This is a genomic window from Shinella sp. S4-D37, assembly GCF_040812195.1.
Lineage (GTDB): Bacteria > Pseudomonadota > Alphaproteobacteria > Rhizobiales > Rhizobiaceae > Shinella.
This window is the reverse complement of the sequence record NZ_JBFNXL010000007.1, coordinates 90,913-116,509: the sequence shown is the minus strand read 5'-3', so window position 1 is coordinate 116,509 and position 25,597 is coordinate 90,913. Positions and strand designations below refer to the sequence as shown.

The window sequence follows — 25,597 nt, the reverse complement described above, 5'->3', positions numbered from 1 at the left end:
GACAGACAGAACGAGAAGGAGTGAACCATGACCCTCACAATCAACCTGAGTTCGACGGCAGGGGTGAACTTCAACAGCGATTTCAAGAGTTTCTTCGCCGATCTCACGCCGGCCGGCTGGCCCTACATCCTCGGCGGCGCAGGCCAGTTCGAGGGCAAGCAGATCGTTCTGCTGGATGAGATCGAGGCCGGCAAGGAGCGTAACACCAAGGCGATCGTCATCGACGGCAAGGATTTCAACTACTACTTCAACGACCACACGCTCAGCGGAACGATGACGTCGATCCGCCTGTCGACGCTGGGCAACAGCTATGATGCCGGCACGCAGAGCTTTACCCAGAACAGCAGCGGCCTGATCGCGAATGTCAGCACATCGATCGAGATCACCGGCCTCGACATCTACAACGCCTATCGCGAGCGCGGAGACTTTCATGATGTCGCCTACGCCCTGATGGGCGGTGCGCATGCCGCCACCGGCACATCCGATCCGTCGGAATTGGAAGCCTTCCTGTGGGCAGAAGCACACAAGGTGAACGGTTCCTCCGGCGCCGACACCTATTCCGGAACCCGGTTCGCTGACACCATCTACGGCAATGGCGGAAACGATACGCTCGCCGGCAATGGCGGAAACGACAAGATCTATGGTGGCGCCGGCACGGATACGGCCGTCTACACCGGCAGCAAGTCCAGCTATAGCTGGAAGAAGAACGGCGACGGCACGTGGACCATCACCGACAGCCGCAAGGGCGGCACGACGGACGGCGCCGACACGCTCGTCGATATCGAAAACCTGAAATTCTCCGATACGACCGTCTCCCTGACGGATACGAGCACGCCGCCGGACGATACCGACAACGACGGCAAGACGGTCAACGGCACTGGAAAGGCCGACAAGTTGACAGGGACTTCGGGGGATGACGTTATCAAGGGCAAGGGTGGCGGCGATACGCTCAACGGCAGCGCAGGCAAGGACAAGCTCTATGGTGGAACCGGCAACGATACGCTGAACGGTGGCACTGGAAATGACACGCTTTCGGGCGGTTCCGGCAACGACAACCTTCAGGGCGGTAGCGGCAATGACAAGCTTTATGGTGGGGCCGGTACCGATAAGCTCAATGGGGGCTCCGGTAACGACACGCTTGGCGGAGGAACCGGTAACGACAACCTCAAGGGCGGCTCTGGCAAGGATGCGCTCTCCGGCGGAACGGGCAACGACACGCTTGATGGTGGCACCGGCAACGACGTGCTGAAGGGCGATTCAGGCAACGACAAGCTCTATGGCGGGACCGGGGCGGACAAGCTCTATGGCGGTTCCGGCAAGGACACCTTCATCTTCAAGTCGGTCAAGGACACCACCGTCGCGACCTCCGGCCGCGACACGATCTACGATTTCGACGGCAAGGCCGGGGACCGGATCGATCTGCGCTCGATCGACGCCAGCACCAAGGCCGACGGCGATCAGAAGTTCAGCTTCATCGGGACGGACAAGTTCTCCAAGACGGCCGGCGAGCTGCGCTATGAGAAGAAAGCGTCCGACACCTATATCCATGGTGACGTCAACGGGGACGGGAAGGCCGACTTCACGATCCATCTCGACGATGCGCTCTCGTTCTCGAAAGGCTATTTCCTCCTTTGAACAGACAGGCTGCGGAGCCCGTCAAGGCTCCGCGCCCCGGGTTGCCCGCAAGGCTGCTGGACATGCGGCGCAACCCGGCCATCCTCTTTCCAGGCACATCAGGAGTGAAGACGTTCAATGAATGAAGTTGTCACCGTCGAGCAGCCGCATGACGTTTCGCGTGCTAAGCGCCTGAAGGCCGCGACACACGCGGCACATGAAGGCCTGGACAAGGCGATCATGGCCGGCCAACCGTTTTCGAGCCGCGCGCGCTATGGCCTCTTCCTCATCGTGCAGCATGATTTCCATCGCGACATCGATGCGCTTTATGCGCATGCGGAGCTCGATGCATTGCTGCCCGACCTGGACGGCCGGCGACGCTTCGGATATGTCCGGCAGGACCTGATCGATCTCGGCATGGAGCCGCCGCAAGCCGCCGGGGGGCCTGTATTCGAGAAAGGCGAGGCCGTCGATATTCCCACCGCCCTCGGCTGGCTCTATGTCGCCGAAGGCTCAAATCTCGGCGCTGCCTTCCTGCTGAAGGAGGCCTTCAAGCTCGGGCTTTCCGAGACGTCCGGAGCGCGGCACCTGGCCGGGGCGCCGGAAGGGCGCGGGCTGCACTGGCGCACCTTCACGTCCGCCCTCGACACGGTCGATCTTTCCGAAGCCGAAGAGGCCCGCGTGATCGCCGGCGCGCAAGCAGCGTTCCGCAGGGTTCAAGGCCTGGTCGACAAGGTGTACGGCGCGGCGCCCTGAGGGCCTCACAACAGGCCCGCGCGACACCCGCTGCAGATCACAAGGCGCGTTTCGTCACACGAACCCGGCGTTTCTTGCCCGTGATCAGCCTGTCACCCAAACAGGCGTTCCATTTTTGTGCGGCCGCTATGCGGCCGCTTCCTTGATCACGCCGACGATCCATTCATTCAGGCTTTTGCCCGCCGCCGCCGCGGCAATAACTGCCGCCGCATGATCATGGCGATCCAGGCGAACATTGAACTTTCCAGAAAACCTCCGGTGCGGTTCAATCCCCTTTTCCGTGCACATCTCCAGAAAAACAGCCAATGATTTACGACCTTCCTCGAGCAGATCATGGACGCTTTCTGCATAAAAGTCTGCGCCACCATTCAGCTCGACAAACTCACCACGCAACATCCGGATTTCTGGATCAAACGTTACGACGGCCTTTTCTCCCGCGATTTCGATAACATTGTTCATGGCTTCACTCCGCGTTCATCCAGCCATTTCCGAATACTGGCGACAGCACCCTTGTCTGTATCCGGTGAAGGATGCGGACGATGGAAACCCGCACTTCACCAAATAGAAAAACGCCTATTCGGGACCCTTCCCGTTTAGTACCATAATCAAGCCGTTTCTCTCCAGGCTCACTCTTCCCGGAAAGCCCTGTCGAGTTGATCGGCAAGCGGCTTGACCAGGTAGGAAAGGGCTGTGCGCTCGCTCGTTTGGATGAAGGCCTCCGCCGGCATGCCCGGCACCAGGGTCAGGCCGTCCAGCTTCTTGAGTTCGTCCGGCGGCACGGCGATACGCACGACATAGTAGGAAAGACCGTTGCGCTCATCGGTCGTCAGGTCGGCGGCGACGCGGCTCACATGGCCCTTGAGTTCCGGTGTGGTGCGCTGGTTGAAGGCCGACATACGCAGGACGGCGGCCTGGCCCGGCAGGATCTGGTCGATGTCCCTGGGCTGGATGCGAACCTCCAAAGCCAGGTCGTCGCTTTCCGGAACGATGAGCATGATCGGATCGGCGGGCGTGATGACACCACCGACCGTATGGGCCTGGAGCTGGTGCACCGTGCCGGACTGTGGCGCAACGATGTCGATACGTTTCAATTCATCCTCGGCAGCGACCATGCGCTCGACATATTCGCCGATCTGCGCCTGTGTGTCGCGCAGCTCGCGGCCGACTTCGGCCTTGAGGTCCTGATCGACCTGAAGGATCTGCAGCTTCGTCTCGGTAATCCGCCCTGCGGCCTGGGCCTGATAGGCAACCTTCTCACCCCGCTCGCCGCCAAACGTGGCGCGCTGCGTCTTGAGGCTGTTGAGACGTTGATCGGACACAGCCCCCTGTTCGCGCAGGCCGTTCAGCGAAGCGATCTCCTTGTCGAGGACGGCGATGCCGTCGTCATAGGCGATCTCCTGCGCCTTCAGGCCCTCGATTTCATGCTGGTATTGCACGATGCGTTCGCGAAGCTGAGCCTTCTTGCTTTCCAGCGCCTCAAGGCGGATCGTAAACAGTCGTTCTTCGCCGCGCAGGATTGCATCGATTTCGGGGGTGTCGCGGCGGGAGACAAGCTCCGGCAGGAAGACGATCGCCGGCAAGTCGTCACGCTCCGCCTCAAGCCGCGCGTACCGGGCGCGGAACTCATCGAGCCGGCGTGCGACGATCGCAAGATTTGCGCGCGTCGCCGTGGCGTCGAGCCGCAGCACCACGTCGCCGGCCTTCACCTTGTCGCCCTCGTGCACACGGATTTCACCGACGACGCCTCCTGTCGGATGTTGCACCTTCTTGACGTAGGAATCGACCGTGAAATGCCCCGGCGCCACGACAGCGCCGGCCAGGTTTGTGGCCGAGGCCCAACCGCCGACGCCCACAACGAGCCCCACGCTCACCAGAAGACTACCGAGCAGGTGCCGGCGAATGGAGCGGGACGTGCCGCCGTCGTTCTTAACCTCGCTCATGTGCACTCTCCGTAGCGGCGACTTCTTCAGAAGTGACGTTCGCCATTGCACCATTCCTTGCCACGGCTACGGGGACCTTGCCCTGCATGCCTCTGGTCGTCGAACCCGGCGCTGGAGCCACCTGCAAGACCTTCGACAGGATTTCATCCTTGGGACCGAACGCGCGTTGCCGGCCGTTCTCCATCATGAGCACCTTGTCGACGACGCTGAGCGCACTTGGCCGGTGCGCGATGACAATCGCTATGCCGCCACGCTCGCGGACGGACACGATGGCCTTCACCACCGCTGCTTCGCCCTCCGCATCGAGATTGGCATTCGGTTCGTCCATCACCACGAGGAACGGCTCGCGATAGAGGGCGCGGGCAAGGCCTATTCGTTGGCGCTGGCCCGCCGAAAGGGCCGATCCGCCTTCGCCGATCTGGGTCTCATATCCCTTTTCGAAGGACAGGATCAGATCGTGCGCGCCGGCCGTCCTTGCGGCCGCCACGATGGCAACGGGATCCGGGTCGTCTTCGAAACGGGCGATGTTCTCCGCGATCGTGCCATCGAACAGCTCGATACCTTGCGGAAGATAGCCGATATGATGGCCCAGCTCTTCATTGTCCCAATGGTCGAGGCTGGCCCCGTCGAGGCGTACAGTACCGGCAGCCGGCGCCCATGCACCGACCAGCACGCGGGCCAGGCTCGACTTGCCCGAACCAGAAGGGCCGATGACGCCGAGCGCGCTTCCGCCTTCCATGGTGAAGCCGACCCCTCCGACATTGGGCTTGCGCTCGCCCGGAGGCACGACGACAAGCCCGTCGACGCGCAGATCCTTCTCCGGCTTCGGCAGGGCCATGACCTGGCCCGTTTCGGGAATCCTCCTCATCAATTCCTGCAGCCTCGTCCAACCCTGCCGGGCCATCAGGAAAGGCTTCCAGTTGGCGATGGCGAGATCGACGGGCGCCAGCGCCCGGCCCATCATGATCGAGGCAGCGATCATCATGCCGGGTGTCGCCTCCTGGTGGATGACGAGCCATGCGCCGACCCCGAGGATCGCCGATTGCAGGATGACACGCAGTGCTTTCGAAATGCCGCCCAAACCGCCGGTCACGTCACCCGCCCGGCGGTTCGCCGACAGATAAGCCGAATTGGCCACTTGCCAACGGGTACCGACACGGCGTGAAAGGCCCATTGCATGGATAACCTCGGCGTTTCGACGGGAAGCTTCCAGGAGCGCGTTGCGCATCATGTTGTGTCCAGTGGTGTCCTTGACCGCCTTCTGCGAGAGACCATTCGCCAGCAGCGTCAGCGATACGAGCACGAGGGCTCCGCCAAGCGCCGTCACTCCCAGCCAGAAATGGAAAATGAAGCAGATCCCGAGATAAAGTGGTATCCAGGGTAGATCGAAAAAGGCCGTCGGCCCGGCTCCGGAGAGAAAGCCACGCACATTGTCGAGATCGCGCAAGGGTTGCAGCCCATCGCCAGGCATGCGGCTCACCAGCGGAAGCCGCACCACCGCCTCGTGTACCCGTTCAGAATAGCGGCGGTCGAACCGTTCACCGATGCGCAACAGAATGCGGGAACGCAGAATATCCAGAACGGCCTGAAACCCGTAGAGACCGAGCGCAAGGACGCCGAGGCCGATCAGTGTGGGTACACTGCCACTCGACAGGACGCGATCGTAGATTTGAAGCATAAAGAGCGGAGACGTCAGCGCGAGCAGGTTGATGACAAAACTGCTGACGATAAGGCTGGACAGGACGCCTGCGTTCAGGAAAGCAAACATGGCACGCCTTCTTGACGGTTTCCTTGGGAAACCTGGGGTTATTGACACATCGTGCGGACGGCTTGACCAACAGATCGCTGGAAGCGTGCAAGAACGGCCGATTGCCGGCTCCAGATCGTCTCTTGTTACCGACCGCGGCCGATTGCCGGGAGCGCTTCCGATTCCATTATCTTTTCTTGACTATAAAAGTCAAGAAAAGATAATCTCTACCATGAGTTTCAAGAAGCCTGCCGTGCGCGCAATTCGATGAGCGCCAAAACGTTTCCAGGGCCCGGTGATCTTGCCGGCAAGGAGGAGCAGGATATCGACCTGATCCGTCGCGACTATTTCGCCGCCGTCGGCGCGGTCGCTTCCGTACTTGCGGCGAGCCCGCAATACAGCAGTCTTCTGCTCGGCGACCTGATGAAGCTCGTCATGGAGCCATTGGCAAGGGGCCGGCTGTTCATCGCCTGGCCCTCATCCGGAGAGCGGCGCAAGGCCTTGCCCGGCGGTATTGCCGGCATCGTGTTCACGGCCTGCGTATCCACGCCGGTCGATCGCAAGATGCGCCGGCTTATCGAACGAGGCCAGTTTCCAATCCTGCTGGAACCATCTGAATGGATAAGCGGGAATATCCATTGGATACTGGACGTGCTTGCTCCAGATGCCGGAAGCGCCGTATCGCTCGTTGACAAGTACCAGCAGACGCTCAACAGCCAGACGCTGCGGATTCATCCCCATCTCATCGGCAAGCTCGGCCTGGAGCAGCTTTCCAGCATCGGACTGGCGCAGGCAGCGAAACGCCAGCTCAACTAGCCCGGACGCGCCGCCTCGAAGGCGAGGGAAAGAAGAAGTCCGGATGCAGGAATCTGCCGAGCGGCAGGCTGCACTTGGTCATGCTCTCCGCAGGCCGTCGATGTTACGATACGAAGGTGCGTCCGCTGACCGGATCGGACCGAGCGGCCTCACCGGTATCGCTCAAGCGGATCGTCGGCAAGCCAGGCGGTGCGACCGCGTCCGAAGGTCCCTCCAGACAGAGCGGGGCTGATTGGCATGCCGTGTGGCGACCAAAAGGACATTTCTATTTTGCTGGGCGGCGGACATTCCAACTCATCCGCCACAGTCAGTCGTCAGGAGGCGAAGGCGTCATGCAGAGGCAATCGTCAACCTTCATTCCTGCACGACGCCTAAGGGCAGGATGCGGATGGCGGAAGCATCGCCGTAGGCCATGGGTATATGTCTACCGTCAGTCAGCTCCGACACGCGCGTCGCCGTCTCCTGTACCACCTCGCTCCTCGTCAGGCCTGGTGTCGAAAGGGTTTGCAGAAGGGCGATCACGAAGGGGCTGTCCAGCCCGCTGCCGTCGGCCGCGGTCTTTCCGGGCTGGGTGGAGTGGAGGATGAGATTGTTCAGGGGCGCTTAATGCGGATGCATCGGGCAAGCCCTTGGCTTCGCCCTCCATGGAGCGGGTAAGCTCGGCCTCCGCTTCATCCGCAGACAGGCTGGGCCGTGGGTCGTCGATGGAGCGACGGATACGGGCACGCACCGCTTCTAGGCGTTCGGCATCCTCGATGCGCTGACGCTGCCACACCCGCACGGCATCACGCATGGCTTCGCTGGTGGTGGTGAATTCACCGGATTGAACGCTCTCGCGGATAACCTGCATCTGTTCACTGGTCATCGTGACGCTGACTTTCTCGGCGTTTCGCATGGTCATGTTCCTTTCGCTGGTGGCTCTATGGTAGGATAAATTCCTACCTGACGCCGAGCCTTTCCAAGAACCGGGCATATGGTCTGTATCCTGCCGGCAACGCCGATTCCTTATCTTCTGCTTCCATCCCCGAGGAGCGCCGGATCGCTCCTCACAGCGTGCCCATGCCGCCGTCGATCATGATCTCGCTGCCGACCGTATAGGCGGCCTCGTCCGATGCGAGGAAGATCACGGCCTTGGCGACCTCGGAGGGGTGCCGAAGCGGCCGACCGAGACGAGGTCCTTGATATTCTGCTCGACCGACTCATACGGCCCCTCACTGATCAAAACCCATAGGCCCATTCTCTGCGCCCGATCGACATGATGCGCCAGGGTTGGCTTTCGAGCTTCCGCCAGGCATCGCAGCAATGATCGACGATGTCGTCGTATGATTTGAACACGCGGTTTGATAACCAGTTGTCGCGCATGAAATGCCAGAGGTTTTCGACCGGGTTCAGCTCCGGCGATTTCGGCGGGAGTGGCAGAATGGTGATGTTTTCGGGCACGACGAGATTGTTGGACATGTGCCAGCCTGCCTGATCCATGATGAGGATAGCGTGCGCGTCGGCATCGACGTGTCGGGCGATTTCGGCCAGGTGCTGGGTCATGGCGTAGGTGTCGCACCATGGCATGACCAGCGCGGCCGCCTTGCCGAGCTTCGGGCAGATTGCGCCGAAGATGTAGGCCGACCTTGTGCGCTGATCGTGCGGTGCTGAAGGCCGTGTTCCTCGCCTGGCCCATCGGCGGGTGATCTTGTTCTTTTGCCCGATACGGGCCTCATCCTGAAACCAAATCTCTATGCGTTTTCCTCGGGCCGCTCCAGCGGCAATCTCTGCCACTGCGGCAGGGAAGCTTTTTTAAAACCCTCAATGGCTTGAGGGTCTTGCGCGTGATGTTTGGGCCGGACAGCCAGCTTGCGATAGCCCATGGCCCGCACCTCCCGGCTCAGCGTTTGCTCGCTCACCGAAACGCGAAACTCTTCCCAAAGCCATTGCGCCAGATCGCACAGACGCCAACGAACAACGCCGTCGAGATAGGGTGTCGGCCCACGCTCGATTGCTTGCGCCAAGGCCGCACGCTGCTGATCGTTCAACCGCGACTGCGGACCGGGAGCCTTGCCATTGATCAGGCCTTGGGGACCGTGTTCGTTGAACCGCATGACCCAGTCCCGGACAATTTGGAGCGTGACGCTGCCGAGGCGGGCGGCATCGGAACGCGAGCCTCCATCGTAGATTGAGGCGAGTGCCAACAGACGGCGCGCTTGAGCGGCATCTTTCGTCTGCCGCGCCAGCCGCCGCAGATCGTCTCCATCAAAATCCACCCGTAATGAAATCCCTGATCGCATCGCAGACCTCCGGTTTGCACCAGAGATTCAGATTCACCGCACTTTGGGAAGGCCAAAGAGTCGAGGTCAGGGAGGCGGCGTATCAGGTCCACCTCGCTGAAGCCGCGCTTGCCGTAGAGAGTTTTCTCCTCCCTCAATAGGGAGCCAGTATATCTAAGAACGAACGCGGGGCTGGTATTGTCATCGCATTCACAGTTGGTGGGCTTACTTGGATGTTTGTGTTAACTTACAGGAAGAGACGAAATGCTTGAAACTTTGGGGAGGTCTGGTGAATCCGGTTCAAGCATGGCGCCTATTTTGACGGGACGGAAACTTAAATACTGGGGTGACGATGGCAAAGCAGCGAAGGATAGAGGAAGTCTCAGATGATCTTTCCGCAGCCATAAATGATGCCACGCTAGGACGGCGTGACTGGTCAGATGTATGCGCATATTTAACGACGGCCTTCCCTGGGGCTTATGCAGCCATCCTCAATCAGAATTTTGTAAGACCTGAGGTTAATTTCGCCGTTTCCTCCGGTATAGAAGAAAGCCACTTCAGGTCTTTCCTTACCCACTATTCCTATGTGAACCCATGGCGGAAATTTTGGGAACATGCCAAGAGCGGATCAATAATTGTCTCTGAAAGAGATGCCCCGGCGAGAAATTATGCCGATACCGCATTCTATAACGAATGGATGAGGGCTGTCGGTGATTTCGATGCCGCCATCGGCCTCAGGCTGCGGGTCGATGACGAGCAGATCATCTATGTGCCCGTTCATTTTTCCGAGAAGTTGGCGAACAGCTATACTCCCCTGCTGGATGTTGTCATGCAGGGTATCCGTCACTCTCTCACCAATTCTCTTCAAATCGCCTCCTACATGCGAGAACCCTTGGAGAAGGCAGCGGCGAAATCGGCTTTGATTGATAGAGGCAATGTCATTGCATGTGTTGTCGATGATGGAATGCTCCTGCTCGAGGCCAATCAGAAAGCTGTCGATACTTTTAGCACTGGTTACCCGGTCCGATGTCGTCTGGGGCGTGTTCGTTTTGCCAAGCCATCCATTGATGTCAGCTTGATGGCTGCCATTCGAACCCGGCCACGAGATCTTACCGGAAAATTCGTGATGACGACCGGAAACGACCAATGGCTGATAACGATAAATCAGCTACCGCGGGCGGCAATCGTCAGTTTGGTAAAAGGCCAAAAGCAGTTTCTGCTGCAGGTCCATAGGCTGGCTCCGCAAAAGGGTAAAGTCGATGGCGACCTGCTTTTCGAGGCTTACAAGTTAACGCCCTCCGAAATCCAGCTATGCCGTGCTCTCGCAGGAGGGCTACTCCTAGCCGAGGCAGTGAAATTTAATGGCATCAGCTATGAGAATGGCCGACAGAAGCTGAAATCGATCTTTAAGAAAACCGGCGTTTCCAGTCAGATGGATTTGAATTCACTTCTCAGATTGCTGTGTTGAAGACTGTAGGAGTGAATTGCGGTGGAGCGGGCTGAAGCGATAGGCCAACTCTTCTACAGGATGGCGAAAGCCGCCCGAAAAAATCGGGCGGCTTGGAGGCCGCGCTATGCTGGGCGCGCGGATGCTCACAGGATGAAATCACTTTCGAGAAGGGTGTATTTGCCATCCAGCTTCACGACGAAGTCAGCTTTCTTATCGCCGTCCGTATCGCCGTAGATGAAGCTTTCATTGCCCTTCACCTGATAGCTCAACTCGGCGCCATTACCGGAGAATTTCCCCTTGCCGATGAAGTCGAAGTCGGCGACCTTCGATACATCGATATGGTCGCCGTCCTTCCGGGAGAAGTCCTCGATCACATCGGTCTTGGCCGCCGTGGAATGGGAGGCGGACAAGAAGACGAATGTATCTGCCCCGGTATCGCCGCCGAGCCAATTCTTACCGGATCCGGCGACTAATCGGTCATCTCCTGTATAACCCCAGGCCCAGCCCTCGGCTTTTCCAAGCGTGATATTGTCATCGAATGCAGAGCCGTTAATGTTCTCGATGTTTTTGGCGGTCTCCTTGTTGCCAAACCCATCATCGAGAATATTGACCTTCGCCTTGCGAAGATCCACGACGATACCCTTCTGGCCGAGGTCTTCCCAGAATTCGAAATTAAGGGTGTCGGATCCTTTGCCGCCGTCAAAGCTGTCCTTGCCGCTAAGGCCGCGGAACTCGTTGTCCTTCGCGTCACCCTTGAACTTGTCATTGAAGTAAGTACCGATAACGGACTCGATACTCTTCACAGTATCTATGCTGCCGAAGCCGTCTTTGATCGTTCCATTCTCGAGGTTGGCGACAATGCCTTTCTTCCCGTCGTATTGCTGATCCCGATAATAGCGGACTTCATCCCATCCCTTACCACCGTCAATATTGTCTTTGCCGCTCAATCCGACAAATGTCTCATTCTTGCCGCTGCCGATAAATTTGTCGCCTAAATACGAGCCCCGATATTCCTCGAAGTTCTGGAATTTGTCGTTGCCGCCCCAACTGTTTTTCACGGTACCTTTCGTGGCATCAAGCACGAGACCTGTCTTGGCATGGCCCTTGTCCCAGTAGGACTCCTCATATGTCAGGGTATCCCGTCCCTTGCCGCCATTCATCGTGTTGTTGCCAGGGCTTCCCTTGATGAAGTCATCACCACTGCCGCCAGAAATCCTGTCGTCACCTGCGTTCGTACCGATGATGATATCTTCCTCATTACCTGTCCCTTTGATCACGTCGTTCCCGGACGTTAGACGCGAGACCAGCTCCCAGAAATCCTTCGCCTTAAGCTCAGAGAAGATCTCGGATGCTTTAAACTCGGCCTTGGTGAAGGTCAGGTATTTGTTGCCGGAACCAGCAATGAAATCGACTCCTGTCACCGTCCCCTTGGTTGCAAAATCGCCCTCGAAGGAAAGACCCTTGCCTGTCAGCGTGATCTGGTCTCCGTCATCGTCACGATAAACAGCTTTGGTCGTTGACTTCGAAACCAGCTTCAGCGTGTCCAGATCGTAGAAGTCCTCAAGCCACGCTGAATCCTTGAGAGCCTTGCCAAATGTAATATTTGCCACGCGCCTTCTCCTCGAAAAAGGGATGCTGCCAGAAGGCAGTATCGTTCGGTTAAGGACGGACAAGTGCACTGCGTCTAGAAGTAGAATGCGCCGCCCTGGAGGGTCCCGTCCTGAGGCACCATGGAACATACCGATGGAAGAATGCGCCCCCCATTTGGGAGTTACGGCATTCCTGCAAGTTGTCCCCAACGTCGTCGTTGATTCGTCTTGTTCTTATGCATCCAGCAAAATTGTGCCGCGAATAGCGGAGGCTATCCAATGGACCGTCAGAGCTTTGCGAATGTGTGGGAGACACTGAAAACATGCCGGCCGAGGCCGCGCATATGTCCATTCGGTCCAATCTACCATCATGATGGTCGGAAAAGCGCGCCGCCGAGATCGAGGCACACGGGAAGCCTTCCATTGCCGGAGCGACCGCTTCGATCTGGAAGACGGCCTTCGGCCGTCCTCCGCGCCGCTACGGCCGTGTCTGTCGCTACGCGTGGCGGTACATGTGAGCATCGGATGGGGATATCGGTCCCGCGCTGCGGGAGGGTTCGATCACGCCTCCGGCGCGGATTGAACTGGGAACTGCTGGGTCGGCAAGGGCTCTTGAAAAACCCAAGCTGTTAGGTTAATTTAAAGCATGGTCACCGTTCTTCGTGAAGCAGGAATGCGATTGTCATTTACACGGATGACCACGAGCCGGCGCACGCACATGTCTATGGAGACGGAAGCCGCATCAATACCCTCGATGTCACCGTGTTATCGAACCGGGGAATGACGAAACGGGATTTGGGAAAAGCCCTTGCCATCGTTCACGCGAACAAGCGTCTGTTCATCGAAAAATGGGAGAGCATCCATGGGTGAAGTTGTCTTTGAGGAGCGTCACTACCGCGAAGCTACCATGAAGGGGGACGCAGAGCGCGCCCGCGCGCCAATTCCTGCTTCGGCCCGTTTTGATGAAGCATCCGGGCGCATCGTCGTGGATTTCACTAACGGCGCGGCGTTCATGGTGCCTGCCCGATCGATCCAGGGCCTTGAAAAGGCAACGGTTGCACAGTTGGCAGAGGTTGAGCTCCTGGGCGAAACCGGCCTGCACTGGGAAAGCTTGGACGTGGACTTCACCATCGTCGGGTTGATGAACGACATATTCGGGACTGCCAAGTTCATGGACGCGCAGCGCCGAGGTGGTCAATCGCGATCTGCGGCCAAAATCGAAGCAAGCCGTGCTAACGGCGCCAAGGGCGGACGGCCCCGGAAGATCAGCTAGGTGTGCCTCGGGCATCCTCCGCACGGATTTGATCGCGCCTCCGGCGCTGATTGAAGAGGGAGTGGGCGGGAAGCCCACCCCTGGTCCCTCTGGACTCGATGATCAAGATCGATAGGACAGATTCAACCGGTCGCCGCAACACCCCGAAGCCGGAGGTGATGGTGATTACAGGAATACGGAACTTAGAACGCTCAACGGGGCAGAAATTATTCTCGTCAGGTCGGCCCAATGTTCAGGAACTGGCTGAGGACCTAAACCGGTGTGCGATGATGACAGGGAGCGATTCTTCGACCCTCAGCGTCAGGGCGGTTGTTTCCTCGAAGTTTCTCCTGGAAGAAACGTCTTCTGCTTAGGTTCGACCATTCGCCGCCAGATACTCATCAGCGTTTTCCGGCGGCAAGATGGTCAGCTGGCTCAGATGCGTCCATAGCCGTTCGGCATCTAGCAGTTCTAGTGCCAATTATTCAACCCACTTTAATGGGTTGAATAATTTCAGAAAGTGCATTAACTGAACCATTGAAGGGGTCAATTAATGCACCTAACGCTCCAAATCCATTTTACTGGAGAGTGGCATCACGCCGCGACGCTAGAACTCAAGGACGACGCGGCGGGCTTCCAAGGCGCCTCCATCATCGACTACGATCTCGACTATTTCGTCACTGTCGCATCGGCGGAGTTTGCGGCCGGAGAGACAGTTCTTGACCATCGCGCCTTGTCCGTTGGTTATCCCGTTGATCTCGAAAGCCGATATAGCCGCAGCTGGCCGCCGTTCCTCTTGGATCTCATGCCCCAGGGACATGCAAGGCGAAAGCTTGCCGAGCATCTCAGCCTTGCTGAAGGCTCCCGCGCTTCTGATCTCCCGCTGCTTTTGCGATCAGCAGCAGGCGGTATAGGCAATATCCGGACCAAGGAAGCGGCCGAGGCCGAAATGGAACGCCTGCGTGGTGTGAAACGCCAAGGGGTTACAGAAGCAGACATCCTTGAGCGCTCGGATCGTTTTATGGACGTCGCCGATCGCTTCGAAATGCTCGCCTCCGGTTCAAGCGGTCTTCAAGGCGAATGGCCGAAGGTCTCGATGACCCAGGCGAATGACGGTCTCTACTATCCCGACAGCTTCGTGACCGATGATGAAGCTGTGCGCCACGTCATCGTCAAGCTGGTACGTAGCAACGAGCCTGTGGACCGCCTTATACTCGAAGGGGAAGCCCTCTATTCGCGGATAGCTCAAAGAATCGGTCTAAATGTCAGCGAACCATCGACCTATGCCGAAGGTGTCCTCATCATTCCCCGTTTCGATCGGAAGAAGAAAGAAGGCGGCGGAACCGTGCGGCTGGGCCAAGAAAGCCTGGTGTCAGCCATCGGCGTTGCCGATTTCGGCCATGTCGGCACGCATGAGGCCTATATCGACGTTCTGCGCCAATATTCGGCCGATCCCTTCGCGGATATTGTGGAATACCTGAAGCGAGACATCGCCAACCTGGCGCTCGGCAATCCCGACAATCACGGCCGGAACTCCGCACTCAGCAAGCACCAAGACGGCACGATCCGCCTGTCTCCGCTCTTTGATTTTGCACCAATGCGGCTCGCCAAGGAGGGAATCGTTCGCTCTACGCGATGGGCGATGATGCGTGACGGTGGTCGTGATCATCTTCCCGACTGGAAGCACATTTGCGCTGAACTGATGCTCGATTCTGCAGAGCAGAAAGCGCTCGCGGCTACGCTTTCCGAGTTCGCCAAACATCTGCGCGGGGCTCCTGCCATAGCGAAGGATTTGGGGGCGCCTCCGGACATTTTAGACCGTGCGATGCGACGCTGCATCGAGATCGCAGATAGCGTTTTGGCGGCGTGCCACTGATGGCGAAGGGCAGCTAAATGGCTCGATGGAAGAAACCCACGAAAGAAGAGATCCTCGTAAACCGGCGAACATTGGCGGAGCGTGCTCGAACCGGTGATCTAAGGTTGCCTGGAGCCGTTGCAGATATCCGAAAAGGTTTCGGCATGACCCAGGAGGAGTTTGCCAGTTCGTTGGGCCTTACCAGGCGCCAGGTCGCCGAGATTGAAGCTGGTACCGCAAATCCGACGATGGAGACGTTGGAAAGGATTGGTCGATTGTTCGGCTTTGGTGTGGGGTTTGTGCCCAGAATCGGCAATAGAACCCTATAGAAGCGCCTCCCAAAACGGTGCACGATGTTTCTTCATGGCCCGCCTCCACAACTTGAGGTGATTATATTTCCAGATCTTGATTGGCAATGGAGGTTCGCCATGTCGCCTGTTCTTCGCCTGATCCTTGCCGTCGGCGTTGTTCCTGCCATGCCTGTTCACGCCGAGACGCTGGTTTGCGCGCCTGTTGCTGTTGCGGAGACAATAGGCCTGCCGGGTTCCCTGACAGTCTCCGCCGCCGACAAGGAGTTGGGCAATCCTGTGCTTTTCTGGATCGACACCAAGACCGGGGAATTGCAGGAACATGCAGAAGGGGGCGAGCGGTTCATTACCTACACGGGCAAGCTGGACCTGCAGGAAGCGGACAAGAGCATTTTCATGGCCCATCACGCGGAGCAGGACGAATTCTATCGCATAGACCTCGGCGTCTCCGTCCATCCGTTCCAGCGGAGCGTGGACGGGGCGTTGACGTCGATCGGGGCATGCGTTCCGGCGGTAATGGGGGAACTGCCGCCGGAGGGCGCCGCGCCGACATGGCCCTTCCCCTATCGCAAGGCGGGGTAATTCCGGGCGGATGGTTCGACCCTACAACATTGGGAGGCGGCATGGCTACGAGGATGGGATATATCGCCTGCGTGGCGCTTGCGGGATTCTCGCCGGCCTATGCGCATGACTGCCTGCCCCCGCCGCCGACGATCACCGGCCAGTTGCGCATCGTCGAGAGCAGGCACCCCGATGGGACGCCTATCCGCGCCTTTGTCGTCTTCGTCGAAGAGGGATCATGCGTTTCCCTCGAAGACGTGGACGGCGCGCCGGCCGATATCGTCCTGCGCGATGTCCATCTGGCGCCGAAAGACGGCGAAACTCCGCACTGGAGTGAGGCGGTCGGGAGCGAGGTGACGGTGCAGGGCAGGATGGGCCTTCCCTTCACCCGATGGCACATCGGCTCCTCCATGATGTTCGATGCGACCCTCTCGGCGGTTCACGCGCCAAGCGACGAGTAACCGTCGCCGAGCACATCTCCGCACGCTTGCGTCATGCAAGCAAGGGCACCGCCTTCATTCCTGCACTTCCCCAGGCAGGATGCGGATGGCGGAAGCATCGCCGTAGGCCGTGGGTACCTGCCTGCCCTCGGTGAGCTCCGACACACGCGCCGCCGTCTCTTCTACCACCTCGCTCATCGTCAGGCCCGGTGTCGAAAGGGTTTGCAGAAGAGCGATCACGAAGGGGCTGTCCAGCCCGCTGCCGTCGGCGGCGGTCTTTCCGGGCTGGGTGGAGTGGAGGATGAGATTGTTCAGGGGCGGCGTGGGGGAGACGGCAAGGCCCATATGCATCCTTTCGGGAACGGAAGCATCCGACGGACGGGCGAGACCGCGTGACGACGCGACAGCCTTTGCCTCGACGAACGGATCGTCCCTGCATGCATCTATGATGATAAGTGCGCCCTGGCGTGCCTTGCTTGCCGCCGCTGCCAGGTCTTGCAGCGCCAGCGCGGTCGTTTGCAGCGCAGCCTCGTTCTCCACGGCAGCATCGACCGGGACGAGATAGTTGACGCCACCGGTTTCGACGCCATGCCCGGCATAGAACACCACCACGATGTCGGCCTCACCCGCGCGTTCGGCAATATAGGCCGGCAGGGAAACCAGGTTCTTGCGATCGATGTCCTCGGCGATCTCCACCACGTCGAACCCCATATCCGCCAGCCGGTTTGCGATGATCGCGGCGTCGCGCCGGGCATTGGGCAGGTCGGGGAGCTCGCTATAGTTTCCGGAACCGATGACGAATGCCAGCCGCTTCACGCCATCGGGCGACGGGTTGTCGGGCACGATACCGAACTCGAAGCCGGGAACGAACTCTCCGGCGCGCCGTTGCAGGATCGGCTGCGTCAGCCGCTTCAGGCGCCAGGCGGCATCGTTCCGCTCCAGGAGGTTCGGGGTCGAGTGCGTGCCGTCGAGAATGCGTTCGTAAATCCCGATGGCTTTTTCCTTTTGTCCGCGGGCCTCGGCTGACCGTGCCAGCCCGAGCTGCCAACGCCAGTCGTGCGGCGCCAGCCTTGCCGCTTCGTTGAAGAGGTTTTCGGCGATATCGGGGTTTTTCAGGCTGTCGAGTGCGAGGTCGCCGGCACGGATCAGCAGATCCATGTTCATCGCGTGAGCGTCGGCGCCCGACATGTCGCCGGTTTCACGAGCGGCCGAAAGCATGTCGTCGAAAGAGGCCTGCAGATCGCCCGTCCGGATCTCAATCTCCGATTTCTGAATGAGGGCAAGCCGCCGGAAAGGCGGTCCCAGCGCGATGGCCGCCGACAGATCCTCACGTGCTTTCGCCAGGTGCCCCAATCGCCGCAGCAGAAGGCCACGGGCCATCAGCGCCGGCCCGAACTTCGGGTCGCTCTCAAGGGCACGATCGAGGTCGGAGAGAGCAACACGCATCTCGCCCCGGCGTTCTGCCTCCAAGGCCCGCTGGACAAAGGGTGTGGCATCCGCAGATGTGGCGATCGCCGCCTCGATATCGCCGGCGACATCGTCCGATTGTCCGATGGCCTGATGTATCGTGACGCGCAAGGCGAGGGCTTCTCCCTTCAAGGGGCCTTCCAGCGTGATGGCCGTCCCGACGTCGGCAAGTGCCGCGGCCACGTCCTCCCGAGTCGGAAGGGTATATTGCGCCATCGAGCCGTCGGCATTGGTATCCGGCGCCATGCCGGCCTGCATTACCTGCAGAAAGCGCATGAGCCCGCGGAAGAATGCGGCTTTTTGCCTGTCTGGCTCGCTCGCCGTCCCCTCAAGTACCCGCGTACAGGAGGCCTCGGCGCTCACCATTTCCTCTATCGGCAGCATTGCCGTCTTGACACGCTCGTCAGTGCAGGCGGTCAGGTCCGTCGCGATCTCCGCGTAAGCCGATGCGACGGAGTATAATGTGGAAAGCAATGCGGCATTCAAAACTGCCCTGAGACGCATTTTCATCCCCAGCCCGATAAAAATAGGCTGCCCCTTACGGTTGTCCCGAAGGGAAGACGGGCTTGGCAGGACTTTTATTTCGAGGCTTCACCTTGGCGGCGCTTCGTTCCTACGAAGATCGGATCATGATTTACAATACCGACGCGAATTAATGAGGGGGCTACTTATGCGCGAGTATCTCGGAAAGGTATCTGCCGTCATCGGTGAACACCTCGATGATCCGCCATCTGTCATCCTCATCGTCATCGCCGATCATGCCGAAGTTGAGTGCGTAGACAGTTCCGTCCTTGCCAGAAAGAGCGGCACGTACCCTGGCTTCATAGTCACCGGAAACCACAAGCTCGGTGGCGACCTTCTCCACTTGAATGACTGGCCCCACAAGGAACGCCATTCCAGCGTCCGATGCGCCATTCTCCCAGGCTGCCGCGGTCTCCACATACCATGCCCCATGACCGCCCGGCGGCAAATCCTTCCAGGGGTATTTGGCGTAGATGCCCGCGACAACGTCGATAGGCTCGCCTGCATGAGCGGGCGCCGACAAGCCACCGGTCATCGCCAGAAGCAGAGTCACGGATAGGATGGCTTTGAGCATGTGCGCCCTCTCTGCTCGTTTCCGATATTCATGCCAAAGGCGAAACGAATTTCTTTTTGGTGGCTTCCTGCCTTCTCTCAGCTCGATCGCGTATTCAGGGCGCCAGTTGATCCGGCGATGTCACGTTGATCCCGAATGGCTGAAAATGTTTCAGGTTCGCCGTGATGACCGTTAGACCATGAGCGCTGGCGGTCCCTGCGATCATGGCGTCTGCCGCACCGGGATTATAACCGGCAGACATCGCCTTCGCTTCCAGTTTTCCGCCTTCCCGTGCGACCTCGGCGTCAACCGGAAGAATCCGGTCATCGTACCCGACAATGAGCCCCCGCAAAAATATCTCGATCCCCGCCGCCTTGGCCGTCGCACCTTTTGCTTCCAGCAGCCTCACACCCTTCTCAATTTCGTGGATCGTGACAGCGGATAGATAGATCGCGTTAAGCCGCTCCTGCTCTTCCAGCCACGCTATAAAATCAGCCGTGGCCGTCGCCTTTGACGGCGACAACATCGAAATGACGTTGGTATCGAGCAGGAAGCCACTCACAAATCCACCTCACGCGATGGAGTCGGGTTCCTCGCGAAAACATCGCCGTCGAAGTCCGCATCAGCGGGAAACGTCTTCAGATACTGGACGAGGCTGGGCCGCCCTTTGGCAAGGGCTCTTTTCGCTGCTTCTGCGGCCCGTACAGAGACCAGGACAGCAGCGGCGCGACCATGCCGGGTAATCGTGACGAAATCTCCAGCGGCGGCTTGATCGACGATATGCGAAAAACCAGCCTTGGCATCCTTGAGGCTAATCGTTGACACAGCCACACTCCAAAATGGTCACATATGACCTTTTGTAAGATTCTTATCTCATAAAAGCAAGGCATACATACCGTGAATGCTAGCATAAATCGCTTGCAGATTTGATCGGTGCGCCCTATGTTGCTAGCATGAACAGCAAGCAAAAGAAGACGTTGGCAGCCGTATTCAAGAACCCTGTTTCGGGCACCCTTGAGTGGGCCGACATTGAAAGCCTTCTCGTTGCTGCTGGCTGCGAAGTCGTTGAAGGCAGCGGCTCCCGCGTCCGTTTTGTCAAAGGTGAGAACGTAGCCAGCTTTCACCGTCCTCACCCGGAGAAGGAAGCCAAACGCTACCAGGTTAAGGACGCACGCGAATTCCTTAACTTAATAGGAGTAACTCCATGACCAACGTTATGAATTACAACGGCTACAGCGCTCGAATTGAATTTGACAGCGAGGACGAAATCTTCTTCGGGCGTATCGCCGGCATCAACGATGTTGTTGGCTTTCATTCGGACTCCGTCGCCAGTCTGAAAGACGCCTTTCATGAGGCAGTCGACGACTATCTCGAAACTTGCGCCAAGGTTGGCAAGGAACCCCAGAAGCCATATTCGGGCAAGATGATGTTCCGTGTCGACCCTGCTGTTCACCGTAAGGCCGCCATCGCCGCTGAACTTTCCGGTAAAAGCCTCAACCAGTGGGCCGAAGAGGCTCTTGAGGAGGCGGCCAACTTCGCTGAGTCCAGGCTGGCAAGCTGACGCATAATCAGTATCAAGGCTTGAGTTTTGCTCTTTCAGCGCTGGCCGGGGGAAAATTGCGCAGTGATATTCGTATCGATGAGCAAGCCACTATTCGGCGGCCCAGGATACGACATGAAAGTCGCCAAAGTTCAGCGGAGACCGCTTCAGGGCCGCGGCTGCTTCGACATTGACAAGCAAGCATCGCCGCGGGTTTGATCACGACGTCCCCCCGCAGCTCAGAGCCCCGCGGCCTTGGTGAGGTTGACGCGGAAGCGATCGCGGCGGCGCTGGTAGCGGCGGGTCATTTCGGCCGAGGCGTGGCCGAGCTGCTTCTGCACATGGCGCTCGTCGACTTCCGCCGAGGAGGCGAGGCCGGCGCGCAGCGAGTGGCCGGCGAATTTTTGCGCCCGCTCGGCTTCCGACAGGTCGCCGCGCACGCCGGCGGCCAGCGCCGCCTTCTTGACGAGGCGCGCCACCTCCTGGTCGTTGAGCCGGTCCGGCCCGACATCCTTGCCCTGGCCGGTGACGCGGCGAAACAGCGGGCCGCGGGCGATCTTCGCAAAGCGGATCCAGGTCTCGATCGCGGTGACGGGGCAGGTGGCATCGGACGACCCGCGGCCGATCTCCACCTCGCGCCAGCCCGTCTTGCCGCGCAGCGTCACCAGGGCGCCCTTGTCGAAGATCTCGATCCAGCCGCGCCCGTCCTCGCTCTGGTCGCGGCCGAGGTCGAGGCCGGTGATCTCCGAGCGGCGCAGGCCTCCGGCAAAGCCGATGAGCAGCATGGCCCGGTCGCGCAGGCCCCGCAGCGAACCGCGGTCGAGCGTCTCCAGCATGGCGATGAGGTCTTCGGGAAGCAGGGCTTCCTTCTGGCGCGGCGGGGCGGCATGCCGGTTGCGGATGCCGGCCATGACGGTGGCGATGGCGCGGTCCTTGCGGTCGAGCTTCGTGCCGCGCTGCGCGCAGTTCCAGCCGATCGCCGCAAGGCGGCGCTCGATCGTGGAGACGGTGTTCGGCCTGCCACCACGTTCGGCCGTGCCGGAGGCGCAGGCGGTGACATAGAGGCCGACGACCTCGGGATCCGGCGGAAGGGCCGGCAGGTTCTGGCGACGGCACCAGGCGGAAAAATGCTTCCAGTCGGAGGCATAGGCCTTGCGCGTGTTGGCAGAACTTGCCGCCTCGACATATCCGCGGGCTCGATCCGTGAGATCCTGCAGGTGGGCCGGCAGGGGCGGCGGGGCGGATGCGGCAACGAGGGCGGCCGACTTGCCGTCGTCCACCGGTGTGCCGTGCGGCGTCGCCGAATGTTCCGAAGATTGATTTTCAGTGGCTTCGCCGTCGATTCGCGTCATTCCCTCTATAAAGACCGGAACGAGCGATAACGCAAATTCCGATCCTCCCATACCTTTCAATCTCGGCGACGAATGTCACGACCGGCACATAAGCTGAGCTGACGATGAAGCTGTTATCTGACGACGGCTAGTCGCCCCGCGCGCTTTCGAAAGGGTCCATGGGGGATTTCAGGCGGTGCGAAGCTGTCGGCACTGGCGCGGTCCCATCGATCGTGCCAGTCGGCCAGTTCGGGGATCTCCCCGCCCGACACGAGGAAGCCTTCGGGCAGATAGGGATAGGCTTCGTTGCCATCCAGGAACTCGTTGTCCTTCTGCCGGAACATGAAGTGGTAGGGCATGAAATCGCTCGGATTGCCGAGGCCTGCGGCGCCTGCAATTTCCCCAAGCGCATGCATCGTATTGCGGTGGAAGCGGGCGACGCGATCGCTCTTGTCGCCAAGGTCGATCGCGCGCTGGCGTATCGGATCCTGAGTGGCAATTCCCACCGGGCAGCGGTTGGTGTGACACGATTGCGCCTGTATGCAGCCGATGGCGAACATGAAGCCGCGTGCGGCGTTGCACCAGTCTGCACCGAGGGCCAGCGTGCGGGCAATATCGAAGGCGGAGACGATCTTTCCGGCTGCACCGATCTTTACCTGGTGGCGAATACCCGCGCCGCGCAACGTGTTGTGAACGAAGGTCAGGCCTTCCAGCATCGGCATCCCCACCCGGTTGGCAAACTCCACCGGGGCCGCACCCGTTCCGCCTTCAGCGCCGTCAACCACGATGAAGTCGGGAACAATGCCCGTCTGCAACATCGCCTTGACCATGCTCATGAATTCGCGGCGATGCCCGATGCACAGTTTGAAGCCGACCGGCTTTCCGCCGGAAAGCTCCCGCAACTGGCCGACGAACGCCATCAGACCGAGGGGCGTCGAGAACGTGCTGTGGGCTGCGGGCGATGTACAGTCTACCCCCATGGGAATGCCGCGCGCTTCGGCGATCTCGGGGGAAATCTTCGAGGCAGGAAGCATGCCGCCATGGCCCGGCTTGGCGCCCTGGCTCAGCTTGATCTCGATCATCTTGATCTGGGGATCTGCGGAAAGCTCCGCGAATTTCTCTGGAGAGAACCGGCCTTCCTGATCCCGGCAGCCGAAGTAACCCGATGCGATCTGGAAGATCAGGTCGCCGCCGCCTTGGCGGTGGTAGCGGCTGATGCTGCCCTCTCCCGTGTCATGGGCGAAGCCGCCCTTCTTTGCCCCGGTGTTGAGTGCAAGAATGGCGCTGGCGGAGAGCGCACCGAAGCTCATGGCCGAGATATTGTACAGGCTGGCATCGTAGGGCTGCTTGCAGGCCGGGCCGCCGACGCGCACCCGGAAGTCTGTGTCGGCGATGGCGACCGGTGTCGCGGAATGGGTGAGCCAGGCGTATCCGGAACCGTAGACATTCTCGATGGTGCCGAACGGCCGCTTGTCTTCCACCCCCTTGGCACGCTGGTAAACGAGGCCGCGATCCTGCCTGTTGAACGGAACGGCGTCGTTGTCGCTTTCGATGATGTACTGACGAATCTCCGGCCGGATGCTTTCCAGCAGGAAGCGCAGGTGCCCGACCACAGGATAGTTGCGCAGAATCGCATGCTTGTGCTGGCGCAGGTCATGAATGCCCAGAAGGAACAGTGTGCCGCAGATCGCAGCGACGACGAGGAGCCATCCATTGTACAGGAGGCCACCGCCGAAAGATGCGGCGGCGGCTACCCCGACACCGACGAACACCGCATAGCGCTGATTGGAAACGAGAGCCTTTACCATGATGTCTTGTCCGAAATTCGCTGCTATCGAGTGAGGGCCGGTATGCCGGGATACGCAGAGAGACTGCGGCGAACGGCACGGCCCTTCCTATAATCATCTGTGTAACAGAATGCTTATAGGATGATGACGGGCCGGTCGTTCGCCGCGGACCGGGCCGTTAGAGGCTTACGCCTTCCAGTTTCCCAATCAGCGTGTTGCGATCCTCAATGGATTTCAGCCGCACAGTGAGGGCTTCGCTCTTGACCGGCACCTGGGGCGGCAGGGATACGGCGACGCTCGGAATGTTTTCGGCTGCCCACTGCTTGAAGCGAGGCAACTTGTTCGGGCCGCTGATGGGGAAAGTATGGCTATATCTGAAAGTCATTGCTGGCTCTTCCTGGGTATGGGCAACGGGCCGGCGAAAAGGGGCCGGCGTTGCTCCGCAAGTTTCAATCTCGATTGGGAAACGCCTGACGCCACTCTTGCCCTCGCAGTTAGTGGCGCCAGGCAGTCAGCGTCCGACGCTGACCCTGCGGATGGGAAAGGCGGAAAGCCGCCGGGTTTTGGAACCTGTCTCGAACATCGTCGCCACCTCAGCTTCCGGGCGTGCCAAGGTCGCTGAACGACAGGTTTCGCCCGCCGGAGCGGCTGTTCGGCTCCAGGCGGTCCGGCTCTGTCTCGAGAACTCTTACGAACGCGGCAAGCTCGATATCGTCAAGCTTGCCTGCCGCTGCTTCGAGGGAAAACCACCTTCGCTGTCTTTGCTCCTTCTCGCGCCAATGGCTCAACGTGCCACGCACGTTCATGCCGAACACCGTGACGCGGCAGGCAACCTGCGAACCGTCGCCCCGGGCCTTCATGTATCGATAGGTCGTCACCGGCGCGGGCGAGATGTCACCGATGATCCCCGCCTCCTCGAACGCCTCCCGCGATGCAGCAGCGAAGGGCGGATAGCCCTTCATGGGCCACCCCTTGGGCACGATCCATCGCCCCCGCCTGCGCGAGGTGATGAGCAGCAGCTTCCGCTCGCCATCGCGCCGGATGCGCCACGGAAGAACCCCGACCTGCTGCAATTCGTCCGCATCACTAGCCATCGGAATGCTATCGTCGATTATCGTCGCGCAACTCATCGCCCTGCGTCCTCGCCGAGCCAGAAGAAGGCCCGTCGGGACGCGCTGTGTTTGCGAACAGCGGCACGGCGGGCGGCAGTGGAGGGGATCGACGTCTTGCACCACGGGCAACGGGCCGCGGCGCCCGGCAGGGGCCGGTTACAGGTAACGCAGGTGGGACGGGATCGAAAAGGGGACATGGATTCGCTCCATTGGCACGTCGCATGAACGACGCGAAACGAACCGCACTTTCATCGTGGGGTTCCCGGAGCGGCGGGGGTCTGTGGCGGCGTTACAGGATCACGGCTGCCAGCTCCGGGCGTGGGAGCATGCTTGATCGGTGAGCCTGAAGAAGAGGGACGCTACAGTTTCTTGCATGACGTCAATGTGGGCAGGGGCCGTGCATCTTTCAAGATGACGTTTCGCCGCAACGAGGCGGAATTCCAGAATCTCTGCATCAAGACTGTCAAGGAATTCTCCCGGAACGAGGAAATAGCCCGGTTCTGCCGTGCCTCCACCGACACAGTGTTTTCGCCAATTTGATCCAAGTCTTGATTGCAAGACGGGATAGGGCGCATCGGTAGAGCCGCGGCCGCCTTCCGCCTCACGCCAGCGGTCTTACCACGCAGAGCCATTGGTGCTTAGCAGTTCAAGGTCGGCGAACCGGTTGCGGCATCACCGCTCAGCCCTGCAAGTCAAGGC

General features: G+C 59.7%; 27 protein-coding genes and 1 pseudogene. 13 read left to right on the top strand and 15 right to left on the bottom strand.

Features of this window, described 5'->3' with window-relative positions; translation table 11 throughout:
- Window positions 1-27: 27 nt before the first annotated feature.
- Together AB3G45_RS28625 and AB3G45_RS28620 are read left to right on the top strand one after the other, a co-directional pair.
- Window positions 28-1,635, top strand: coding sequence for a calcium-binding protein (locus AB3G45_RS28625; protein WP_367833915.1), 1,608 nt, complete (start codon window positions 28-30; stop codon window positions 1,633-1,635).
- A 117-nt stretch (window positions 1,636-1,752) separates the two neighbouring features.
- Window positions 1,753-2,370: a biliverdin-producing heme oxygenase gene (locus AB3G45_RS28620; protein ID WP_367833914.1), complete on the top strand. Its 618-nt coding sequence runs from the start codon at window positions 1,753-1,755 to the stop codon at window positions 2,368-2,370.
- A 126-nt stretch (window positions 2,371-2,496) separates the two neighbouring features.
- Here AB3G45_RS28620 and AB3G45_RS28615 read toward each other — a convergent pair whose 3' ends face one another.
- The 3 genes from AB3G45_RS28615 to AB3G45_RS28605 all read right to left on the bottom strand — a co-directional run bounded on the left by AB3G45_RS28615 (window position 2,497) and on the right by AB3G45_RS28605 (window position 6,078).
- Entirely contained in the window at window positions 2,497-2,829 is a 333-nt protein-coding gene (locus tag AB3G45_RS28615) for a type II toxin-antitoxin system HicB family antitoxin (protein ID WP_367833913.1), read from the bottom strand.
- Between the two features lie 167 nt (window positions 2,830-2,996).
- Window positions 2,997-4,310, bottom strand: a complete 1,314-nt coding sequence (locus AB3G45_RS28610; protein WP_367833912.1) for an HlyD family type I secretion periplasmic adaptor subunit — start codon at window positions 4,308-4,310, stop codon at window positions 2,997-2,999.
- Window positions 4,297-6,078 carry a type I secretion system permease/ATPase gene (locus tag AB3G45_RS28605; protein WP_367833911.1) on the bottom strand — a complete coding sequence of 594 codons (1,782 nt, stop codon included), beginning with the start codon at window positions 6,076-6,078 and terminating at the stop codon, window positions 4,297-4,299. Before AB3G45_RS28605 ends, AB3G45_RS28610 begins: the two co-directional genes overlap by 14 nt.
- Here AB3G45_RS28605 and AB3G45_RS28600 point away from each other — a divergent pair.
- Both AB3G45_RS28600 and AB3G45_RS28595 read left to right on the top strand, forming a co-directional pair.
- Window positions 6,077-6,328 (top strand): hypothetical protein, encoded by a 252-nt coding sequence (locus AB3G45_RS28600; RefSeq protein ID WP_367833910.1) that lies wholly within the window; start codon window positions 6,077-6,079, stop codon window positions 6,326-6,328. The two genes, AB3G45_RS28605 and AB3G45_RS28600, sit on opposite strands and share 2 nt — an antisense overlap.
- Window positions 6,325-6,873 (top strand): hypothetical protein, encoded by a 549-nt coding sequence (locus AB3G45_RS28595; protein ID WP_367833909.1) that lies wholly within the window; start codon window positions 6,325-6,327, stop codon window positions 6,871-6,873. Before AB3G45_RS28600 ends, AB3G45_RS28595 begins: the two co-directional genes overlap by 4 nt.
- 354 nt (window positions 6,874-7,227) lie before the next feature.
- On the opposite strand, the gene AB3G45_RS28590 is transcribed toward AB3G45_RS28595, so the two are convergent.
- The 3 genes and pseudogenes from AB3G45_RS28590 to AB3G45_RS28580 all read right to left on the bottom strand — a co-directional run bounded on the left by AB3G45_RS28590 (window position 7,228) and on the right by AB3G45_RS28580 (window position 9,152).
- Window positions 7,228-7,410, bottom strand: a complete 183-nt coding sequence (locus AB3G45_RS28590; RefSeq protein ID WP_367833922.1) for a hypothetical protein — start codon at window positions 7,408-7,410, stop codon at window positions 7,228-7,230.
- A gap of 509 nt (window positions 7,411-7,919) precedes the next feature.
- Window positions 7,920-8,074: pseudogene (locus AB3G45_RS28585) on the bottom strand (SDR family oxidoreductase); the annotation flags it as partial.
- Window positions 8,075-8,091: 17 nt separating this feature from the next.
- Window positions 8,092-9,152, bottom strand: a protein-coding gene (locus tag AB3G45_RS28580) for an IS630 family transposase (protein ID WP_367828746.1) whose coding sequence is annotated in 2 segments (ribosomal slippage) — window positions 8,092-8,660 and window positions 8,660-9,152 — 1,062 coding nt in all. Because the reading frame shifts where the segments join, the coding sequence is not laid out codon by codon here.
- A 331-nt stretch (window positions 9,153-9,483) separates the two neighbouring features.
- On the opposite strand from AB3G45_RS28580, the gene AB3G45_RS28575 reads away from it, so the two are divergent.
- Complete coding sequence (locus tag AB3G45_RS28575; RefSeq protein ID WP_367833908.1) at window positions 9,484-10,599, top strand: helix-turn-helix transcriptional regulator; 1,116 nt, start codon at window positions 9,484-9,486, stop codon at window positions 10,597-10,599.
- Between the two features lie 125 nt (window positions 10,600-10,724).
- On the opposite strand, the gene AB3G45_RS28570 is transcribed toward AB3G45_RS28575, so the two are convergent.
- Window positions 10,725-12,191 (bottom strand): hypothetical protein, encoded by a 1,467-nt coding sequence (locus AB3G45_RS28570; protein ID WP_367833907.1) that lies wholly within the window; start codon window positions 12,189-12,191, stop codon window positions 10,725-10,727.
- Window positions 12,192-12,848: 657 nt separating this feature from the next.
- On the opposite strand from AB3G45_RS28570, the gene AB3G45_RS28565 reads away from it, so the two are divergent.
- The 6 genes from AB3G45_RS28565 to AB3G45_RS28540 all read left to right on the top strand — a co-directional run bounded on the left by AB3G45_RS28565 (window position 12,849) and on the right by AB3G45_RS28540 (window position 16,607).
- Window positions 12,849-13,040: a DUF4160 domain-containing protein gene (locus tag AB3G45_RS28565; protein ID WP_367833921.1), complete on the top strand. Its 192-nt coding sequence runs from the start codon at window positions 12,849-12,851 to the stop codon at window positions 13,038-13,040.
- Window positions 13,033-13,443 carry a DUF2442 domain-containing protein gene (locus AB3G45_RS28560; RefSeq protein ID WP_367833906.1) on the top strand — a complete coding sequence of 137 codons (411 nt, stop codon included), beginning with the start codon at window positions 13,033-13,035 and terminating at the stop codon, window positions 13,441-13,443. Before AB3G45_RS28565 ends, AB3G45_RS28560 begins: the two co-directional genes overlap by 8 nt.
- A gap of 532 nt (window positions 13,444-13,975) precedes the next feature.
- A complete protein-coding gene (locus tag AB3G45_RS28555) occupies window positions 13,976-15,298 on the top strand; it encodes a type II toxin-antitoxin system HipA family toxin (protein WP_367833905.1) in 1,323 nt (440 codons plus the stop codon).
- 17 nt (window positions 15,299-15,315) lie between these two features.
- Entirely contained in the window at window positions 15,316-15,606 is a 291-nt protein-coding gene (locus AB3G45_RS28550; protein ID WP_367833904.1) for a helix-turn-helix transcriptional regulator, read from the top strand.
- Between the two features lie 99 nt (window positions 15,607-15,705).
- Window positions 15,706-16,167: a hypothetical protein gene (locus AB3G45_RS28545; RefSeq protein WP_367833903.1), complete on the top strand. Its 462-nt coding sequence runs from the start codon at window positions 15,706-15,708 to the stop codon at window positions 16,165-16,167.
- 41 nt (window positions 16,168-16,208) lie between these two features.
- Entirely contained in the window at window positions 16,209-16,607 is a 399-nt protein-coding gene (locus tag AB3G45_RS28540) for a hypothetical protein (protein ID WP_367833902.1), read from the top strand.
- Window positions 16,608-16,661: 54 nt separating this feature from the next.
- Here the strand turns inward: AB3G45_RS28540 and AB3G45_RS28535 are convergent, their stop codons facing one another.
- The 4 genes from AB3G45_RS28535 to AB3G45_RS28520 form a co-directional block, all read right to left on the bottom strand.
- Window positions 16,662-18,557, bottom strand: coding sequence for a caspase family protein (locus AB3G45_RS28535; RefSeq protein WP_367833901.1), 1,896 nt, complete (start codon window positions 18,555-18,557; stop codon window positions 16,662-16,664).
- 160 nt (window positions 18,558-18,717) lie between these two features.
- Window positions 18,718-19,149 carry a hypothetical protein gene (locus AB3G45_RS28530; RefSeq protein WP_367833900.1) on the bottom strand — a complete coding sequence of 144 codons (432 nt, stop codon included), beginning with the start codon at window positions 19,147-19,149 and terminating at the stop codon, window positions 18,718-18,720.
- A 94-nt stretch (window positions 19,150-19,243) separates the two neighbouring features.
- Complete coding sequence (locus AB3G45_RS28525; protein WP_367833899.1) at window positions 19,244-19,690, bottom strand: type II toxin-antitoxin system VapC family toxin; 447 nt, start codon at window positions 19,688-19,690, stop codon at window positions 19,244-19,246.
- Window positions 19,687-19,953: a type II toxin-antitoxin system Phd/YefM family antitoxin gene (locus AB3G45_RS28520; protein ID WP_367833898.1), complete on the bottom strand. Its 267-nt coding sequence runs from the start codon at window positions 19,951-19,953 to the stop codon at window positions 19,687-19,689. Before AB3G45_RS28520 ends, AB3G45_RS28525 begins: the two co-directional genes overlap by 4 nt.
- A gap of 128 nt (window positions 19,954-20,081) precedes the next feature.
- Between AB3G45_RS28520 and AB3G45_RS28515 the strand changes: the two genes are divergently transcribed.
- Entirely contained in the window at window positions 20,082-20,336 is a 255-nt protein-coding gene (locus tag AB3G45_RS28515; RefSeq protein ID WP_367833897.1) for a type II toxin-antitoxin system HicA family toxin, read from the top strand.
- The gene (locus AB3G45_RS28510; protein WP_367833896.1) at window positions 20,333-20,689 is read left to right on the top strand and encodes a type II toxin-antitoxin system HicB family antitoxin; all 357 of its coding nucleotides are present in this window, start codon (window positions 20,333-20,335) and stop codon (window positions 20,687-20,689) included. Before AB3G45_RS28515 ends, AB3G45_RS28510 begins: the two co-directional genes overlap by 4 nt.
- Before the next feature lie 218 nt (window positions 20,690-20,907).
- On the opposite strand, the gene AB3G45_RS28505 is transcribed toward AB3G45_RS28510, so the two are convergent.
- The 4 genes from AB3G45_RS28505 to AB3G45_RS28490 all read right to left on the bottom strand — a co-directional run bounded on the left by AB3G45_RS28505 (window position 20,908) and on the right by AB3G45_RS28490 (window position 24,880).
- Complete coding sequence (locus tag AB3G45_RS28505) at window positions 20,908-22,020, bottom strand: tyrosine-type recombinase/integrase (protein ID WP_367833895.1); 1,113 nt, start codon at window positions 22,018-22,020, stop codon at window positions 20,908-20,910.
- A gap of 113 nt (window positions 22,021-22,133) precedes the next feature.
- Window positions 22,134-23,807 (bottom strand): FMN-binding glutamate synthase family protein, encoded by a 1,674-nt coding sequence (locus tag AB3G45_RS28500; RefSeq protein WP_367833894.1) that lies wholly within the window; start codon window positions 23,805-23,807, stop codon window positions 22,134-22,136.
- Window positions 23,808-23,964: 157 nt separating this feature from the next.
- On the bottom strand, window positions 23,965-24,171 hold the full coding sequence (locus tag AB3G45_RS28495) for a hypothetical protein (protein WP_367833893.1): 207 nt from the start codon (window positions 24,169-24,171) through the stop codon (window positions 23,965-23,967).
- 208 nt (window positions 24,172-24,379) lie between these two features.
- On the bottom strand, window positions 24,380-24,880 hold the full coding sequence (locus tag AB3G45_RS28490) for an NUDIX hydrolase (protein ID WP_367833892.1): 501 nt from the start codon (window positions 24,878-24,880) through the stop codon (window positions 24,380-24,382).
- Window positions 24,881-25,597 lie beyond the last annotated feature (717 nt).

Coding starts and splice junctions, on each gene's coding strand:
- AB3G45_RS28575 (WP_367833908.1), top strand. CDS start 9,484: ATGGCAAAGCAGCGAAGGATAGAGGAAGTCTCAGATGATCTTTCCGCA.
- AB3G45_RS28595 (WP_367833909.1), top strand. CDS start 6,325: ATGAGCGCCAAAACGTTTCCAGGGCCCGGTGATCTTGCCGGCAAGGAG.
- AB3G45_RS28515 (WP_367833897.1), top strand. CDS start 20,082: ATGAACAGCAAGCAAAAGAAGACGTTGGCAGCCGTATTCAAGAACCCT.
- AB3G45_RS28490 (WP_367833892.1), bottom strand. CDS start 24,880: ATGGCTAGTGATGCGGACGAATTGCAGCAGGTCGGGGTTCTTCCGTGG.
- AB3G45_RS28510 (WP_367833896.1), top strand. CDS start 20,333: ATGACCAACGTTATGAATTACAACGGCTACAGCGCTCGAATTGAATTT.
- AB3G45_RS28610 (WP_367833912.1), bottom strand. CDS start 4,310: ATGAGCGAGGTTAAGAACGACGGCGGCACGTCCCGCTCCATTCGCCGG.
- AB3G45_RS28545 (WP_367833903.1), top strand. CDS start 15,706: ATGTCGCCTGTTCTTCGCCTGATCCTTGCCGTCGGCGTTGTTCCTGCC.
- AB3G45_RS28550 (WP_367833904.1), top strand. CDS start 15,316: ATGGCTCGATGGAAGAAACCCACGAAAGAAGAGATCCTCGTAAACCGG.
- AB3G45_RS28625 (WP_367833915.1), top strand. CDS start 28: ATGACCCTCACAATCAACCTGAGTTCGACGGCAGGGGTGAACTTCAAC.
- AB3G45_RS28500 (WP_367833894.1), bottom strand. CDS start 23,807: ATGGTAAAGGCTCTCGTTTCCAATCAGCGCTATGCGGTGTTCGTCGGT.
- AB3G45_RS28605 (WP_367833911.1), bottom strand. CDS start 6,078: ATGTTTGCTTTCCTGAACGCAGGCGTCCTGTCCAGCCTTATCGTCAGC.
- AB3G45_RS28600 (WP_367833910.1), top strand. CDS start 6,077: ATGGCACGCCTTCTTGACGGTTTCCTTGGGAAACCTGGGGTTATTGAC.
- AB3G45_RS28615 (WP_367833913.1), bottom strand. CDS start 2,829: ATGAACAATGTTATCGAAATCGCGGGAGAAAAGGCCGTCGTAACGTTT.
- AB3G45_RS28555 (WP_367833905.1), top strand. CDS start 13,976: ATGCACCTAACGCTCCAAATCCATTTTACTGGAGAGTGGCATCACGCC.
- AB3G45_RS28495 (WP_367833893.1), bottom strand. CDS start 24,171: ATGACTTTCAGATATAGCCATACTTTCCCCATCAGCGGCCCGAACAAG.
- AB3G45_RS28505 (WP_367833895.1), bottom strand. CDS start 22,020: ATGACGCGAATCGACGGCGAAGCCACTGAAAATCAATCTTCGGAACAT.
- AB3G45_RS28535 (WP_367833901.1), bottom strand. CDS start 18,557: ATGCGTCTCAGGGCAGTTTTGAATGCCGCATTGCTTTCCACATTATAC.
- AB3G45_RS28540 (WP_367833902.1), top strand. CDS start 16,209: ATGGCTACGAGGATGGGATATATCGCCTGCGTGGCGCTTGCGGGATTC.
- AB3G45_RS28560 (WP_367833906.1), top strand. CDS start 13,033: ATGGGTGAAGTTGTCTTTGAGGAGCGTCACTACCGCGAAGCTACCATG.
- AB3G45_RS28530 (WP_367833900.1), bottom strand. CDS start 19,149: ATGCTCAAAGCCATCCTATCCGTGACTCTGCTTCTGGCGATGACCGGT.
- AB3G45_RS28620 (WP_367833914.1), top strand. CDS start 1,753: ATGAATGAAGTTGTCACCGTCGAGCAGCCGCATGACGTTTCGCGTGCT.